This is a genomic window from Nocardioides salsibiostraticola, from assembly GCF_054783655.1.
Genome location: NZ_BAAGQD010000017.1, coordinates 280,478 through 295,771 on the forward strand (window position 1 = coordinate 280,478; position 15,294 = coordinate 295,771).

At 66.9% G+C, this 15,294-nt stretch carries 15 protein-coding genes; 11 read left to right on the plus strand and 4 right to left on the minus strand.

Features of this window, described 5'->3' with window-relative positions; all coding sequences use genetic code 11:
- The 4 genes from ACYVLV_RS11990 to ACYVLV_RS12005 all read right to left on the minus strand — a co-directional run.
- The coding region (locus ACYVLV_RS11990; protein ID WP_460810213.1) for a DUF222 domain-containing protein at window positions 1-955 on the minus strand (955 nt) is incomplete at its 3' end.
- Window positions 956-1,169: 214 nt separating this feature from the next.
- On the minus strand, window positions 1,170-2,822 hold the full coding sequence (locus ACYVLV_RS11995) for an NAD-dependent malic enzyme (protein WP_460810254.1): 1,653 nt from the start codon (window positions 2,820-2,822) through the stop codon (window positions 1,170-1,172).
- A gap of 298 nt (window positions 2,823-3,120) precedes the next feature.
- The gene (locus tag ACYVLV_RS12000; RefSeq protein ID WP_460810215.1) at window positions 3,121-3,696 is read right to left on the minus strand and encodes an isochorismatase family protein; all 576 of its coding nucleotides are present in this window, start codon (window positions 3,694-3,696) and stop codon (window positions 3,121-3,123) included.
- A gap of 63 nt (window positions 3,697-3,759) precedes the next feature.
- Complete coding sequence (locus tag ACYVLV_RS12005) at window positions 3,760-4,428, minus strand: lysophospholipid acyltransferase family protein (protein WP_460810257.1); 669 nt, start codon at window positions 4,426-4,428, stop codon at window positions 3,760-3,762.
- A gap of 188 nt (window positions 4,429-4,616) precedes the next feature.
- Here ACYVLV_RS12005 and argC point away from each other — a divergent pair, with 188 nt between their 5' ends.
- From argC to ACYVLV_RS12060, 11 genes are all read left to right on the plus strand, one after another.
- Window positions 4,617-5,648, plus strand: a complete 1,032-nt coding sequence (gene argC, locus ACYVLV_RS12010) for an N-acetyl-gamma-glutamyl-phosphate reductase (RefSeq protein ID WP_460810217.1) — start codon at window positions 4,617-4,619, stop codon at window positions 5,646-5,648.
- Complete coding sequence (locus tag ACYVLV_RS12015; protein ID WP_460810218.1) at window positions 5,645-6,073, plus strand: ACT domain-containing protein; 429 nt, start codon at window positions 5,645-5,647, stop codon at window positions 6,071-6,073. The genes argC and ACYVLV_RS12015 overlap by 4 nt, the downstream gene beginning before the upstream one ends.
- Before the next feature lie 73 nt (window positions 6,074-6,146).
- A complete protein-coding gene (argJ, locus tag ACYVLV_RS12020) occupies window positions 6,147-7,307 on the plus strand; it encodes a bifunctional glutamate N-acetyltransferase/amino-acid acetyltransferase ArgJ (protein ID WP_460810219.1) in 1,161 nt (386 codons plus the stop codon).
- Window positions 7,304-8,272 (plus strand): acetylglutamate kinase, encoded by a 969-nt coding sequence (gene argB / locus ACYVLV_RS12025; protein ID WP_460810221.1) that lies wholly within the window; start codon window positions 7,304-7,306, stop codon window positions 8,270-8,272. The genes argJ and argB overlap by 4 nt, the downstream gene beginning before the upstream one ends.
- Complete coding sequence (locus ACYVLV_RS12030) at window positions 8,269-9,477, plus strand: acetylornithine transaminase (protein ID WP_460810223.1); 1,209 nt, start codon at window positions 8,269-8,271, stop codon at window positions 9,475-9,477. Before argB ends, ACYVLV_RS12030 begins: the two co-directional genes overlap by 4 nt.
- Window positions 9,478-9,485: 8 nt before the next feature.
- A complete protein-coding gene (gene argF / locus ACYVLV_RS12035) occupies window positions 9,486-10,451 on the plus strand; it encodes an ornithine carbamoyltransferase (RefSeq protein WP_460810224.1) in 966 nt (321 codons plus the stop codon).
- Window positions 10,448-11,017, plus strand: coding sequence for an arginine repressor (locus ACYVLV_RS12040; RefSeq protein ID WP_460810227.1), 570 nt, complete (start codon window positions 10,448-10,450; stop codon window positions 11,015-11,017). Before argF ends, ACYVLV_RS12040 begins: the two co-directional genes overlap by 4 nt.
- Window positions 11,014-12,447 (plus strand): argininosuccinate synthase, encoded by a 1,434-nt coding sequence (gene argG, locus ACYVLV_RS12045; protein WP_460810229.1) that lies wholly within the window; start codon window positions 11,014-11,016, stop codon window positions 12,445-12,447. The genes ACYVLV_RS12040 and argG overlap by 4 nt, the downstream gene beginning before the upstream one ends.
- A complete protein-coding gene (locus ACYVLV_RS12050) occupies window positions 12,447-12,941 on the plus strand; it encodes an NUDIX hydrolase (protein ID WP_460810231.1) in 495 nt (164 codons plus the stop codon). Before argG ends, ACYVLV_RS12050 begins: the two co-directional genes overlap by 1 nt.
- Window positions 12,938-14,362: an argininosuccinate lyase gene (argH, locus tag ACYVLV_RS12055; RefSeq protein WP_460810233.1), complete on the plus strand. Its 1,425-nt coding sequence runs from the start codon at window positions 12,938-12,940 to the stop codon at window positions 14,360-14,362. Before ACYVLV_RS12050 ends, argH begins: the two co-directional genes overlap by 4 nt.
- A 15-nt stretch (window positions 14,363-14,377) precedes the next feature.
- Window positions 14,378-14,986, plus strand: a complete 609-nt coding sequence (locus tag ACYVLV_RS12060; RefSeq protein WP_460810235.1) for a DNA-3-methyladenine glycosylase — start codon at window positions 14,378-14,380, stop codon at window positions 14,984-14,986.
- The last annotated feature ends 308 nt before the right edge of the window (window positions 14,987-15,294 follow it).

A 15,294-nucleotide genomic window follows, 5' to 3' on the forward strand; every position in this document is an offset into this window, starting at 1 on the left:
GGGCCTGGCCGGGGCTGATGGGTTCCCCGGTGTCGAGGTGCGCGGGCTTCAGGCCGCCGATGAGGGTGTCGTAGTCGAGGTGGATGACCGCGGTCGCAGAGACGCCACCGGAGCGGGGTGCGTCTTCAGCTCGGAAGGATTCGATGAGTTCACAGAACGCTTCACCCATGCGTTTCGGGGTCGCGATCCGTTCGGTCAGTTCCTCGACGTCGTCGGTCTCCTCGGCCTTGTCCTTAGAGGCCCGGTGTTTTGGGGCGGCGAAGGCGAGGAGGAGTTTGCGGAACATTGCTCCTTGGGCGGAGGGGATCACGAACCTGCCCCGCACGGCCCCGGTGCCGTCGTCGTGCATGGTGAGCTTTGTCTTGTCGCGGGCTGAGTCTTCCTCTTTCCCCAACTGTTCTGCCTCATAGGCTTCGGCACCTTCGGGGTCCAGGACCTCCCAGACCCGCCAGCCGAGGATCTTCAACGTCTTGGCGTCGAACTCGGACGCGTTCTCGATCAGGACCTTCTCGACCTCAGCCACGGTTTCGGGTGGGCACTTGTCGGTGGGCAGGGAATCCACGGCACGGGCGATGACTTCTGCTTGTTCGACGTGAAGGTCACCGGTGGCCAACGCGCAGCGGGTCTGCTCGTGGGTGTCGAGTGCCTTCGCCTGCTTGACCCGCCGGTTCGCTTCGCTTCGGGTGAGTTTCGTGGTGTGAGCCAACCAGTTCGCCGTGGAAGTCCCGCCGGTGTCGCCGGCGACGTCACGGCGGTCGGCCTCAGCCAGGACCCGGCTGCCGAGTTCAGCGACCTGGGCCTCCAACTCGGTGAGGAGGAGAACTGCTTCGCGGGCGTCATCGTCCCTCATCGACCACGTCGTGTGACCGGTCACGGACGCCAGATTGGCCTGGATATCGCACGCAGCAGCCACGATCGGGTGATCCCGATTCAGAGTGCTGGTGTCCTTGGCCATGTGTCTATTCCAGCACTGAGCACCGACACTCCGACCCCGAAATCGGGGTTATCCACAAACAGAACACCAACAAGAGAGTAACAGTATTCAAACAAGGAATCGAAGCGAATCTGGGGGCAGAGGAGGGCGGATGCCGGCTACGACATCGACGAACTGAAACGATGCGACATGGTCTCGAGCAGCAGAGCGGCGCCGGGGATGCGGGACCCATCGGTCATCGCAGCGCTTCCTCGCCGAAGGGTTGGTAGACGGGAGTCCACCAGGCACGGTCGAGCCGGCGCTCGAGCTCGCTGTCCGCGACGTCGTCGCCGACACCTTCAGCGCGCGCGGCCTGAGCCACGGCCAGCGCTATTCGCTTACTCACGGCCTGCACCTGGTCGAGGGCGGGCAGCACACCCTCAGCGCTCGCGCCGGATCGGCACGGGCTTTGATCGGCGACTCCGATCGCAGCGGCGCGGAGCATGGCATCGGTGATCGTGGTTGCGTTGGAGATGCGGGCGCCCTGGCCGATTCCTGGGAAGACGTAGATGTTGTTCGACTGCGAGATCGTGTGGGTCACCCCGTCGTGGACAACAGGCTCGAACGGGCTGCCAGTAGCGATCAGTGCGCGTCCATCGGTCCACTTCATGAGGTCCGCGGGCGTGGCCTCGGCGTGGCTGGTCGGGTTGGACAGGGGCATGACGATCGGTCGTTCAGTGGCGTCGGCCATCGCCATGATGACGGACCGACTGAACAGCCCTCCTTGGCCGGAAACACCGATCAAGACCGTGGGGCGAGCGTGGGTCACGACCGTTTCGAGGGTCGTCGGGCCTTCGGCCGTCGCCCACTCGGCGACGCGCGCCCATGGCTGGGCGAACCGTTGTTGGAAGTCGACCAGGTCATCTCGTCGATCGTGCAGTAACCCGGAGGCATCGGTCAGGAACAACTGCGACTCGGGATCATCGACGCCCTCTGCCGCGATCGCGTCGGCCAGCATTCCGGCAATACCGGTTCCGGCGGATCCAGCGCCGACGATGCAGATTCGCTGGTCGGCGAGCGTCGAGCCGGTGACTGCTGCCGCGGAGTGGATGGCGGCGAGGGTCACTGCTGCCGTCCCTTGAATGTCGTCGTTGAAGCTGAGCACGCGATCCCGGTAGCGGTTCAGCAGCGTGGTGGCGTGATGGCCGGCAAAGTCCTCCCACTGCAAGAGAACACGAGGGAATCGAGCAACGAGCGCCTCGACGAATCGTTCGACGAACTCGTCGTAGTCCGCGCCGACGATGCGCTCATGCCGCCACCCGAGATAGAGCGGGTCATCGAGGAGTTGCTGATTGTTGGTCCCCGCGTCGAGGAAGATCGGCAGGGTGCGACCGGGATCTACACCTCCGGCCGCGGTGTACAGCGAAAGTTTGCCGATCGGGATGCCCATTCCCCCAAGGCCTTGGTCGCCGAGGCCGAGGATGCGTTCGCCGTCGGTCACGACAATGACGTCGACGTCGTCGTCGAGCGCATCGAACTGCGCGGTCATCCGGTCTCGATCCGGATAGCTCACGAACAGCCCGAGTGGCCGACGGTAGATGTGGCTGAATTCCTCGCACGCCAGACCCACCGTCGGGGTGTAGAGGATCGGAAGCATCTCGTCCAACTGGCCATCGACGAAGCCGTAGAACAGTGTTTGGTTGGTGTCTTGAAGTGCGCGGAGAAAGACGTGCCGCTCCAGGTCGTCGTGGAGCCGATCGAACTTGTTACGCAACCGCGCGCACTGCTCGGCCATCGTCTCCACCCTCGCGGGCAACAAGCCTTCGAGGGCGTAGGTTTTACGTTCGGCTCGGGTGAATGCGGTGCCCTTGTTGCGCCGTGGGTCGTTGAGCAGCGCTCGACCCGTCATGTCGCTCACCATCGCCCACCGTTCCGGTTGCGGCCGACCAGGATGGTGGGCGGGCTAGGTGGTGGCTGAGTCATCTCTGGTCCTTTGACGTCGGGCGGTGGATCGTCAGAGCGCTTGGCAGCGATCTGCCATGGGAACTCGGTTGCACCCCTCTGAGCATCCCGGAGCTCCGGTGGGTGTCCTGAAACCCGCCTCGCAGCATCGGCTGACACCCGAGTTGGTCGTGTGCCCGAGATCGAGGCAAGAGTCGGACTGAGGCACACGGCTGAGTCGTCGGAGAAGTGTTGATAAACGGTGCTCAGAACTCGATCTGTTCGGCAGGGACGACCTCGGTTGTGACGCCGGGGTACTGCGTGTCCTCGACGAAGAAGTTGGTGAACGCGATCATCTGCTCCGCGCCGACCGAAACGGTGCGGCCGTCGGGAAGGGGCAGGTCCCACGGCCCGACGTCCGTGGTGTGGGAGTCGGAAACCAGGGTGGTGTCGTAGCCCTCGATCAGGGCGCGCATCGTCGTGGTGCGGATGCAGGCGTCCGTTGCCGCGCCACAAATGACGAGCCGCCCCACCTCGAGTTCGTTGAGCGTGTCTCGCAATGGGGTGTCGGTGAAGGCGTCGAGGTAGCGCTTCGCGATGACCGTCTCCCCGGCAGTCGGTGCCACCTCGGGGACGATGCGCCATCCGTCGGACCCCGGGTCCATGGGACCGCCCTGCGTTTCGTGCTGGATCCACAGCACAGGTGCGTCGACGGCCTTGGCGCGGCTGATGAGCCCACGGATGCGTCCGTAGACCTCGGTGCGCTCGTAGCCGTCGTTGGTGTTGGCCTGCTGGACGTCGACGACGAGCAGCGCGGTCCGAGTTCCGTTCAGTGTGCCCACCGAGCCACGCTAAAACGCGATCAGGATGAGCGCAAGCAGCTCAGCCTTTGATTGCGCGGTGGATCAGGGGGCGGTCGCGCTCCGGTCGTTGTAGGCCCCTGCTTCTTCCTGACCCGACAACTTCTGGATGGCCGTCATGATCTCGTCGGTCAGGACCCGGCGGGCCTTGCCCAGGGGTACGCCGTCGAAACGTCCGACTGACGTGATGGGTTCACCGAAGGCGACCGAGACGGGAACCCGGCGGGGAATCGAGGTCCCCACCGGCTGAATGTTCTCGGTGCCGATCAATCCGACCGGGACGACCGGCACGCCGGCGGTGAGCGCGAGGTGGGCGACTCCGGTGCGGCCCCGGTAGAGAAGGCCGTCGCGTGAACGGGTGCCCTCGGGATAGATGCCGAACGCCTCCCCGCGTCCCAGCACCTCGAGTGCGACGTCGAGGCTGGCCAGAGCCGCCTTGGTGTCGTCGCGGTCCACCGGCAGCATCCCGAGCCCCTCGAACCAGGCCTTGGTCAAGAAGCCCTTGATGCCGGGCCCCTCGAAGTAGTCGGACTTGGCCAAGAAGACAACCTTGCGCGGCAACAGCACAGGGATGACGGCGGAGTCGACGAAACTGAGGTGGTTGCTCGCCAGGATCACCCCGCCCGTGGCGGGCACGTTCTCGAGGCCGCGTACGTCGGGGCGCCAAACGGCTTTGGCGATCGGAGGCACGACACGGTGCAGGACCTTGTACATCACGCTCCGAGTGTGGCGGTTACCGACGGGTCAGCCCACTTCCAGTCTCACGGCGCCGCAGAATCGCTCCCGTTGGAGCCGACTCAGAGCCGCAGCACCTTGGCGGTAAGCCCTTGTGAGCATCTGGTCCACATGGCCCGAAACTACCCGAATACACGAAAGATTCGCTCGGCTGTATAGTCATACACATGACGTTGAAAAGGATCGCGGTCGCTGGAGCAAGCGGGTACGCCGGGGGTGAGGTGCTCCGCCTGCTGCTGAGCCACCCCGGGGTCGAGATCGGAGCCCTCACGGGCGGCTCGAACGCGGGGGAGTTGCTGGGCACCTTGCAGCCGCACCTGGTCCCGCTCGCCGACCGGGTTCTCGAGCCGACCAACGCCGAGACCCTGGCCGGTCATGACGTGGTCTTCCTCGGGCTTCCGCACGGACAGTCCGGCGAGATCGCGGCCCAGTTGGGGCCCGACACCCTGGTCATCGACTGCGGCGCCGACTTCCGACTGTTGGATCCCTCCGACTGGGAGCGCTTCTACGGCGGCGACCATGCCGGCACCTGGCCCTACGGTCTGCCTGAACTCCCCGGCCAGCGGGAAGTCCTCCGGTCGGCCACCCGCATCGCCGTACCCGGTTGCTACCCGACGGTGTCCACTCTGGCGCTGCTCCCCGCCCTGGCCGCGGGTCTGGTCGAGCCGGATCTGGTCGTCGTGGCCGCCTCGGGCACCAGCGGCGCCGGCAAGGCCGCCAAGACGCACCTGCTCGGCAGCGAGATCATGGGCAACGCCAGTGCGTACGCCGTGGGCGGCACCCACCGGCACACTCCGGAGATCACGCAGAACCTCGGGCTGGTCACCGACGCGGACCTCAAAGTCAGCTTCACCCCGATGCTGGTGCCGATGTCTCGCGGCATCCTGGCGACCTGCTCGGCTCCGCTGGCGGGCTCGGTGAGCGCCGATGACGCCTACGCCGCCTATCTCAGTGCGTACGCCGAAGAACCGTTCGTCCACGTCCTGCCCCAGGGCCAATGGCCCCAGACCCAGTCGGTCATCGGGTCGAACGCCGTGCACCTCCAGGTCACCGTCGACCCGACGGCGAACCGCCTGATCGCGGTCGGCGCCGTGGACAACCTCGCCAAGGGAACCGGCGGCGCTGCGGTCCAGTGCATGAACCTCGCGCTCGGACTCGAAGAGTCCTTGGGCCTCACCACAGTGGGAGTCGCACCATGACCGAATCCTCGAACGCCACCTTCAACATCCAGCAGTTCCCCGAGACCCTCGCCGTGGTCCGCCTCGGACCGGGTGCCGAGATCCCCACTTGGGCGGAGTCGTCGTCGATCTTCTCGATCACCGCGACCGCCACCGAGACCTCGGTGGTCTGCGCGGCTCGCAGCGTGCCGGCGAAGGCCGTGCACCAGAAGCCCTTCACGGCCTTCGCCGTGGAAGGCCCCCTGGACTTCAGCCTGACCGGCATCCTCGCCGGACTACTGGCGCCGCTGGCCGAGGCCGACATCAGCGTCTTCACGCTCTCGACGTTCGACACCGACTGGATCCTGATCCCGGTCGCGCGCGCCGCCGACGCCGCTGAGGTCTGGACCAACCAGGGACACACGGTGGCTCCCGCCGTACCGGTCACGAAGGGCAAGAACAAGTGAGCTGCACTGGATTGCTCCCTCAGCGCACCCCCCTCCGGGCCTCGCTGCGCTCGTATCCTCAGGGGGTGGCGTCGTGAGCGTCACCCAACCGCAAGGCTTCTCCGCTGCCGGAGTGCCCGCGGGCCTGAAGTCCACTGGGGCCAAGGACGTCGCCCTGGTCGTCAATCACGGCCCCCACTTCGACTCGGCCAGTGTCTTCACCAGCAACCGGTGCAAGGCCAACCCGATCCTCTGGAGCCAGGAGGTCGCCAAGAACGGTGTCGCCCGGGCCATCGTGCTGAACTCCGGTGGTGCCAACTGTTACACCGGTCCCGAGGGGTTCCAGACCACCCACGCCGTCGCCGAGCGCGTCGCCGAACTCGTCGGGATCGACGCCTTCGACGTGTTGGTCTGTTCCACCGGTCTCATCGGTCTGACCAATCCGCGCCAGCAGGTGCTCGACGGTGTCGACGGCGCCCACGCGGCCCTCTCCGACGACGCGAAGCTCGCAGGCAACGCCGCCGCGGAAGCCATCATGACCACCGACTCGGTGAGCAAGCAGGTTGTGGTCGAAGGAGCCGGATGGTCGATCGGCGGAATGGCCAAGGGAGCCGGCATGCTGGCCCCCGCGTTGGCCACGATGCTCGTGGTGATCACCACCGACGCGATCGTCCCCGCCGCCGACCTCGACCGCGCCTTGCGTGCGGCGACCCGGGTCAGCTTCGACCGACTCGACTCCGACGGTTGCATGTCCACCAACGACACGGTCAGCGTCCTGGCCAGCGGGGCCAGCGGCATCACACCCTCGCTGCCGGACTTCACCGAAGCGCTCACCCAGGCCTGCACCGACCTGGCCATGCAGTTGCTCAAGGATGCCGAGGGTGCCGATCACGAGATCGCCATCACGGTCCTCAACGCAGCGTCCGAGGACGAGGCCGTCGAGGTCGGTCGCAGCGTCGCACGAAGCAACCTTTTCAAGGCCGCCGTCTTCGGCAAGGACCCCAACTGGGGCCGCGTGCTGGCCAGCATCGGGACCACCCAGGCCGCCTTCGACCCCGCCGACCTCGACGTCGCGATGAACGGTGTCTGGGTCTGTCGATCCTCCACCCCCGCCGAGGACCCCACCGGAGTGAACCTCGAGGACCGCGAGGTCAGCGTGACCATCGACCTCAAGTCCGGATCCGAGCGGGCCACGATCTGGACCAACGACCTCACCCATGCCTACGTCCACGAGAACAGTGCGTACTCATCATGAATTCTGAAGACACCAAGCCCACCGCACCCATCAAGCCAGCCGTGCCGAACCCGGAGCCCGGCAAGCCGGATCAGAACAAGGCGCGGATCCTGGCCGGGGCGTTGCCCTGGCTCAAGCGCTACCACGGGAAGATCGTCGTGGTGAAGTACGGCGGTAACGCCATGACCGACGACACCCTCAAGCGAGCCTTCGCCGAAGACATCGCGTTCCTCCGCTTCGCCGGATTCCGACCCGTCATCGTGCACGGTGGCGGCCCCCAGATCTCGAAGATGCTGGACCGGTTGGGCATCGAGTCCGAGTTCAAGGGCGGCCTACGAGTCACCACCCCCGAGGCGATGGACGTCGTCCGGATGGTCCTGGTCGGTCAGGTGCAGCGCGAACTGGTCGGCCTGATCAACGAGCACGGTCCGCTCGCGGTGGGCCTGTCCGGTGAGGACGCCGGGCTCTTCACCGCCGAACCGACCAACACGATCGTCGACGGCGAGGAGGTGGATCTCGGCCTGGTCGGTGAGGTCGCCCGCGTGCGCCCCGAGTCGGTCATCGACATCATCGACGCCGGTCGAATCCCCGTGGTCTCCAGTGTGGCTCCCGACGTCAACGGGCTGGTGCACAACGTGAACGCAGACTCGGCGGCTGCGGCCCTGGCGGTGGCGTTGAAGGCGGAGAAGCTGCTCGTCCTGACCGACGTCGAAGGCCTCTACCTCGACTGGCCGGACCCCGATGAGGTGGTCGGCGAGATCAGCCCCGAATCTCTCGAGAAGATCGTGCCCGACCTGGCCTCCGGCATGGTCCCGAAGATGAAGGCCTGCCTCGAGGCGCTGCAGGGCGGCGTACCTCGTGCCACCGTGGTCGACGGCCGTGAGCCCCACGCCGTCCTCCTCGAGCTCTTCACCGACGAGGGCGTCGGGACCCAGGTCCTGCCCGGGGTGGAGACCAAGACCCGCAAGGCACGGGAGATCTCATGACCGACGCTGCGGACACGGCTGGATCCGAGTGGATCGAGCGCTACCAGGACTCCCTGATGAACACCTTCGGCCCGCCGAAGATGGTGCTCACCCGGGGGCAGGGTGCCCACGTGTGGGACGCCAACGGTAAGGAGTACGTCGACTTCTTGGGCGGCATCGCCGTGAACACCCTGGGTCACGCCCACCCAGCCCTCATTTCGGCGGTCAGCGAGCAGATCTCGACCCTGAGCCACGTGTCCAACTTCTTCACCACTCCGTTGCAGGTGGAGCTGGCCGAGACCCTGCTGTCGCTCGCGGCGTACGACGGGGTCGAGGGTCGGGTGTTCTTCTGCAACTCCGGTGCCGAGGCCAACGAGGCTGCGCTGAAGATGACCCGGCTCACCGGTCGGACACACATCGTCGCGATGGAGGACGCGTTCCACGGTCGCACGATGGGCAGCCTCGCCCTGACATCGAAGGAGGCCTACCGGGCTCCGTTCGAGCCGCTCCCCGGTCACGTGACGTGGGTGCCGTTCGCGGACGAAGAGGCGCTCGCTGCGGCCGTGACCGACGAGACCGCAGCGGTGATCATCGAACCGCTGCAGGGTGAGGCCGGCGTCAACGTCGCCTCGAAGGAGTTCCTGCAGGCGGCCCGTCGCATCACCCAGGAGCACGGCGCGCTGCTGTGGTTGGACGAGGTCCAGAGCGGCATGGGCCGCACCGGACACTGGCTGGCCAGTCACCCCTCCGGTGTGACCCCCGACATCGTCACGCTGGCCAAGGGACTGGGCGGGGGAGTCCCCATCGGGGCCTGCCTGGGCTTCGGTCCGGCGGCGCACCTGTTCGGCCCCGGCAACCACGGCACGACCTTCGGGGGCAACCCCTTGTCGTGCGCGGCAGCATTGGCGGTCATCGAGACGATCCGGAACGAGGGTCTGCTCGAGCGCGCCACCACGGTGGGAGAGCGCCTGCGCGCAGGAGTGTCGACCGACGCCCGGGTCACCGAGGTCCGTGGAGTCGGTGTCCTGGTCGGCATCAGCCTGAGCGAGGCCAAGGCTCCCGAGGTGGTCGCTGCGGCCCAGGAGTCCGGGTGGATCATCAACGCCACCGGACCCGACCGGATCCGTCTCGCGCCGCCGCTGGTGGTCACCGACGTCGACGTCGCCGAGTTCTTGGCTGCGTGGCCGGGCTTCCTCGACGTCGCCCAGGTAGCGGTCTCCGGATGAGGCCCCAGATGAGGCACTTCCTGAGGGACGATGACCTGAGCCCTGCCGAACAGCACGAGGTACTGAACCTGGCCGCGGCGTTCAAGGCCTCGCCGTACGCCGCGCGTCCCCTCGAGGGACCGCGTTCGGTGGCCATGATCTTCGACAAGCCCACGTTGCGGACCCAGACCTCGTTCGCCGCCGGTATCGCGGAACTGGGCGGCAACCCCATGCTCGTCGAAGGACGTTTGGCGGGCATCGGCATCCGCGAGTCCGTCGAGGACGTGGCGCGGGTCCTGGGCCGTCAGAGTGCGGCCATCGTGTGGCGGACCTTCCACCAGTCGGATCTCGAACTGATGGCGCAGTGGGCCGGGGTCCCGGTCGTCAACGCACTGACCGACGACTTCCACCCCTGCCAGGTCGTGGCCGACCTGCTCACCATCCGCGAACAGCGCGGCGATCTCGCGGGACGCACGGTGGCCTTCGTCGGTGACGGCGCCTGCAACATGGCCAAGTCGTGGATGCTCGCCGGGACCACGGCCGGGATGCACGTACGCATCGGCGCCCCAGGCGACTACCTACCCGACGACGCCACCCACGCGACCGCGTCCGGCATCGCCGCCACCACCGGCGGCAGCGTCGTGGTCGACACCGATGCGCAGGCTGTCGTGCGAGGCGCCGACGTCGTGGTGACCGACACCTGGATCTCCATGGGCAAGGAGGACGAGCAGGGGGCCCGCGAGCACGTGTTTGCGCCGTACTCCCTGACCGCCGACCTGATGGCCCTGGCCCACGACGAGGCGATCGCGCTGCACTGTCTGCCGGCCTACCGCGGCAAGGAGATCGCCGCCGAGGTTCTCGACGGGCCGCAGAGCGTCGTCTGGGACGAGGCGGAGAACCGCCGACACGCTCAGAAGGCGATTCTCGCCTTCGTGCTGGGTTCTGCCCCGTCATCCCCGTCAGCCCCGTCAGGGGAGGAGGTGCGGACGCCATGACCGAAGGAGCAGTGCGCCCCACCACCAAGAACGCCCGGTTGCAGCTGATCATCGACCTCGTCGCCAGGCACGAGGTGCACTCGCAGAGCGAGCTCTCCGAGTTGCTGCGCGCCGACGGCATCGAGGTCACCCAGGCCACGCTGTCCCGGGACCTGGTCGAACTCGACGCCCTCAAGGTGCGCTCCGCCGGGGGCGGGATGGTCTACGCCGTTCCCGCCGAGGGCGGTGACCGACGACCCTCGGCGCCGACCGGCACCGACGCCGCCATGCAGCGCCTCGCGCGCTGGTGCGGTGAGTTGCTCGTCAGCGCCGACGCCAGCGCCAACCTCGTCGTGCTCCGTACCCCGCCCGGAGCAGCCCAACTACTCGCCTCGTCCTTCGACAAGGTCGAACTGCCCGAGGTCCTCGGCACCATCGCCGGGGACGACACCGTGCTGGTCATCAGCCGCGACCCGGCCGGGGGCGAGGAACTCGCCCGCCGATTCCTGGCCCTGGCCAGCGACACCAAGCACGACCTGACCAAACCAGACCAGAAGCCCAACAACTTGAAGGAACCCATCACGTGAGCAAGGTCCTGACCTCACTTCCCACGGGCGAACGCGTCGGAATCGCGTTCTCCGGCGGCCTCGACACCTCTGTCGCAGTCGCCTGGATGCGCGAGAAGGGTGCCATCCCGTGCACCTACACCGCCGACATCGGCCAGTACGACGAACGCGACATCTCCGGCGTACCCGATCGCGCCAAGGAGTACGGCGCCGAGTTGGCTCGCGCCGTCGACTGCCGCACCCAGCTGGTCGAGGAGGGCTTCGCCGCTATCGCCTGCGGCGCCTTCCACATCCGCTCCGGCAACCGGACCTACTTCAACACCACGCCGCTGGGTCGCGCGGTCACCGGCACGATGCTGGTCCGCGCCATGCACGAGGACGGCGTCGACATCTGGGGCGACGGCTCCACCTTCAAGGGCAACGACATCGAGCGGTTCTACCGTTACGGACTGTTGGCCAACCCCGATCTGCGGATCTACAAGCCGTGGCTGGACGCCGACTTCGTCCACGAGCTCGGCGGCCGTGACGAGATGAGCCAGTGGCTCGTCGCGCGTGGATTGCCCTACCGCGACAGCCAGGAGAAGGCGTACTCCACCGACGCCAACATCTGGGGCGCGACGCACGAGGCCAAGACCCTCGAGCACCTCGACACCTCCCTGGAGATCGTCGAGCCGATCATGGGCGTGAAGTTCTGGGATCCGTCGGTCAACATCGAGACCGAGGACGTCTCGATCCGTTTCGAGGCCGGTCGTCCGGTCGCGATCAACGGCGTGGAGTTCAGTGACCCCGTCGCACTGGTGCACGAGGCCAACACCATCGGTGGCCGGCACGGGTTGGGCATGTCCGACCAGATCGAGAACCGCATCATCGAGGCCAAGTCCCGCGGCATCTACGAAGCACCTGCGATGGCGTTGCTGTGGATCGCCTACGAACGACTGCTGAACGCGGTTCACAACGAGGACACCATCGCCAGCTACCACTCCGAGGGTCGTCGACTCGGCCGGCTCCTCTACGAGGGCCGCTGGTTGGACCCCCAGGCCCTGATGATCCGCGAGGCGCTGCAGCGCTGGGTCGCCTCCCTGGTCACCGGCGAGGTCGTCCTGCGGCTGCGCCGCGGCGAGGACTACTCGATCCTGTCGACCGACGGTCCGGCCTTCTCCTACCACCCGGACAAGCTGTCGATGGAGCGCACGGAAAACGCCGCCTTCGGCCCCCTGGACCGGATCGGCCAGCTGACCATGCGGAACCTCGACATCGCGGACAGCCGCGCCAAGCTCGAGCTGTACGCCGGCCAACCCCTCGAACAGGGCCAGGTCCTGGTCGAGAACGGCACGCTCTACGGCGAGCTGGAGCCCGGTGGAGCCAGCCGGATCACCGAGAACCCCCGCTCTGACTCGTTCCTCGACGACGAAGCGTTGGACGCGGCGGCGATGGAGTTCGGCACCGACTGATGACACCGCTGCTACGGGTCACCGCCCGGGTGATCCCCGTCGCGGCGTCCGGCGAGGTCCTGCTCCTGGAGGATCAGGACCCCGCCCACCCCGGAACGACCCGTTGGGGAACGATCGGAGGCGCCGTCGACGCGGGGGAGACCCTGACCGAGGCGGCCCTCCGCGAACTCCACGAGGAAACCGGCATCGTCGCCCAGGCTGCGTCTCTGATCGGGCCGTTCCATCAAGACCGTCATGAGTTCAGCTACGACGGGCGCGCCTATCTCGGTGACTCGACGTTCTTCGCCATGGAGCTAGAACGCGACACGGAGATCAGTTTCGCGCACCTGGAACCAGCCGAGGTCGACACGGTCCTCGCGGCACAATGGTGGTTGCCGCAGGAACTGGCCACCCGAGGAAGGGTGGTTACCCCCGACCTGTGTGACGTGATGGTGCGTGCCGTTCAGGCGGTGCAGGCCGTCCGTACCCGAGATGTTCTACAAGGAGACCAGTGAGCACGACCAACGAAGGCGCCCTGTGGGGAGCACGTTTTGCCGGGGGACCCTCACCGGAGTTGGAGGCGCTGTCCCGATCGACCCACTTCGACTGGCGGCTGGCGCCGTACGACCTAGCTGGTAGTCGCGCCCACGCCGGGGCGCTGTTCCGGGCGGGCCTGCTGACCGAGGCGGATCACGGCGAGTTGACCCGAGGGATCCAGGCGCTCGAGGCGGCGTACGACGCCGGCACCCTGCGTCCGGATCCCAGCGACGAGGATGTCCACGGGGCCCTCGAACGGCTTCTGTTGGTGGAGGTGGGCACCGAGATCGGCGGGCGACTCCGCGCGGGTCGTAGTCGCAACGACCAGATCGCCACCCTGTTCAAGGTGTTCCTCCGAGAGCACGCCCAGATCGTCCGGGGAATGGTCCTCGATCTGGTGGAAGCGCTGGCCGTCCAGGCCGAGGATCACCTGGGGGAGCAGCCCACGATCATGCCGGGACGAACTCATCTCCAACACGCCCAACCGGTCCTCCTGGCCCATCACCTGTTGGCGCACGCCTGGCCCCTGCTGCGCGACGTCGACCGTCTGGCCGACTGGGATGCCCGGGTGGCGGCGGATTCGCCGTACGGCTCGGGTGCTCTGGCGGGATCCACCCTCGGTCTGGACCCCGAGGCGGTGGCTCGGGATCTCGGCTTCTCGGGATCCAGCGCCAACTCCATCGACGGCACCGCGGCCCGCGACTTCGTGGCCGAGTTCGCCTTCGTCACCGCCCAGATCGGCGTCGACATCAGCCGGCTGGCCGAAGAGGTGATCCTGTGGTCCACCCGCGAGTTCGGGTTCAGCACTCTGCACGACTCCTGGTCGACCGGGTCGAGCATCATGCCGCAGAAGAAGAACCCCGACATCGCCGAACTGGCTCGGGGCAAGGCGGGAAGGCTGATCGGGAACCTGGCCGGACTGCTGGCCACCCTCAAGGCCCTCCCGTTGGCCTACAACCGGGACCTCCAGGAGGACAAGGAACCCGTCTTCGACTCGGTGGACACCCTCGAGGTGTTGTTGCCGGCGTTCACCGGAATGATCGCGACCCTGACCTTCGACCGTGAGCGCATGGCCGAGTTGGCGCCGCAGGGGTTCTCCCTGGCGACCGACGTCGCGGAATGGCTGGTGCGCAACGGCACCCCGTTCCGGGTCGCCCACGAGGTTGCCGGGGCCTGCGTACGGCGCTGTGAGGAGCGAGGAATCGAACTCCACGAACTCAGCGACGACGACTTCGCCCAGATCTCTCCCCAGCTGACCCCCCAGGTGCGAGACGTCCTCACTGCCGAGGGGTCGGTGTCCGCTCGAGTGGGACGCGGAGGAACCGCACCGGTGAGAGTGAACGAGCAACTCTCCGAGTTGCGCGCTGTCGTGGACGCGCGGCGCACTGTCGCCTCCTGAGAAACCTTCTGCGCAGTGGAGTGGCAAGCAGGTGAGTTCGACGCCCAACTGGTGGGCGAACCGTGCGAGGTGGCGCCGCGACTTCTGGGGCGTCACCTCACCCACGCTGGGGTGACGGTGCGGATCACCGAGGTGGAGGCGTACGCCGGGGGAGACGACCCCGGCTCGCACGCCTTCGGTGGCCCCACCCCGCGAACCACGACCATGTTCGGTCCAGCCGGCCACCTGTACTGCTACCTCTCCTACGGGATTCACGTGTGCGTCAACATCACCGTGAACCCCGAGGGCGCCGCCGGCGCCGTTCTGCTTCGAGCCGGGGAAGTGGTCTCGGGTGAGGCCATCGCCCGTGCCCGGGCGCCACGACGCGCCGGCCAAGAGCTCGCACGTGGCCCGGGTCGGTTGGGTCAGGTCCTCGGATTAACGCTGGACCACGACGGTGTGGATCTCCGCGAGGACCTGGTGACCCTGCAACCGGGCCTCCCAGCCCCCACGGGCTCGATCGGCTGTGGGCCTCGGGTCGGCCTGAGTCGCGCCGCGGATCGTCCCTGGCGGTTCTGGTTGCGTGGTGAACCGACCGTCTCGGCCTATCGACGCAGCCCTCGGGCGGCTCCCGCACCTCGCTGACCTGCGGAAACACAAAAGGGTGGCCCCCGAGTTGCGCCGCCCCCGGGAGGGGGTGCTAAGTTTCTGCATGTCGCACCAGCGGCTCCCAGCCACTGGGCCTTCTTGGCCCGAAGCTTGCAAGAGTCGAAGTGCGATGCACCGAATGCCAAAGTCGCTCACATCGAGTTGACGAAGCCAGGACGTGCGAGTAACGTTTCACAGGTTGCCCCGCGGGGATTCGAGAGAGTCTAGCGTGTGCGTCTGATACTTGAGAACTCAACAGTGTGTCATATAGTCGACGAATTAGTTTGTTATGCCCAGTTTGTTTT

Coding starts and splice junctions, on each gene's coding strand:
- ACYVLV_RS11995 (WP_460810254.1), bottom strand. CDS start 2,822: ATGACGGGTCGAGCGCTGCTCAACGACCCACGGCGCAACAAGGGCACC.
- ACYVLV_RS12005 (WP_460810257.1), bottom strand. CDS start 4,428: ATGTACAAGGTCCTGCACCGTGTCGTGCCTCCGATCGCCAAAGCCGTT.
- argC (WP_460810217.1), top strand. CDS start 4,617: ATGACGTTGAAAAGGATCGCGGTCGCTGGAGCAAGCGGGTACGCCGGG.
- ACYVLV_RS12015 (WP_460810218.1), top strand. CDS start 5,645: ATGACCGAATCCTCGAACGCCACCTTCAACATCCAGCAGTTCCCCGAG.
- argB (WP_460810221.1), top strand. CDS start 7,304: ATGAATTCTGAAGACACCAAGCCCACCGCACCCATCAAGCCAGCCGTG.
- ACYVLV_RS12030 (WP_460810223.1), top strand. CDS start 8,269: ATGACCGACGCTGCGGACACGGCTGGATCCGAGTGGATCGAGCGCTAC.
- argF (WP_460810224.1), top strand. CDS start 9,486: ATGAGGCACTTCCTGAGGGACGATGACCTGAGCCCTGCCGAACAGCAC.
- ACYVLV_RS12040 (WP_460810227.1), top strand. CDS start 10,448: ATGACCGAAGGAGCAGTGCGCCCCACCACCAAGAACGCCCGGTTGCAG.
- ACYVLV_RS12050 (WP_460810231.1), top strand. CDS start 12,447: ATGACACCGCTGCTACGGGTCACCGCCCGGGTGATCCCCGTCGCGGCG.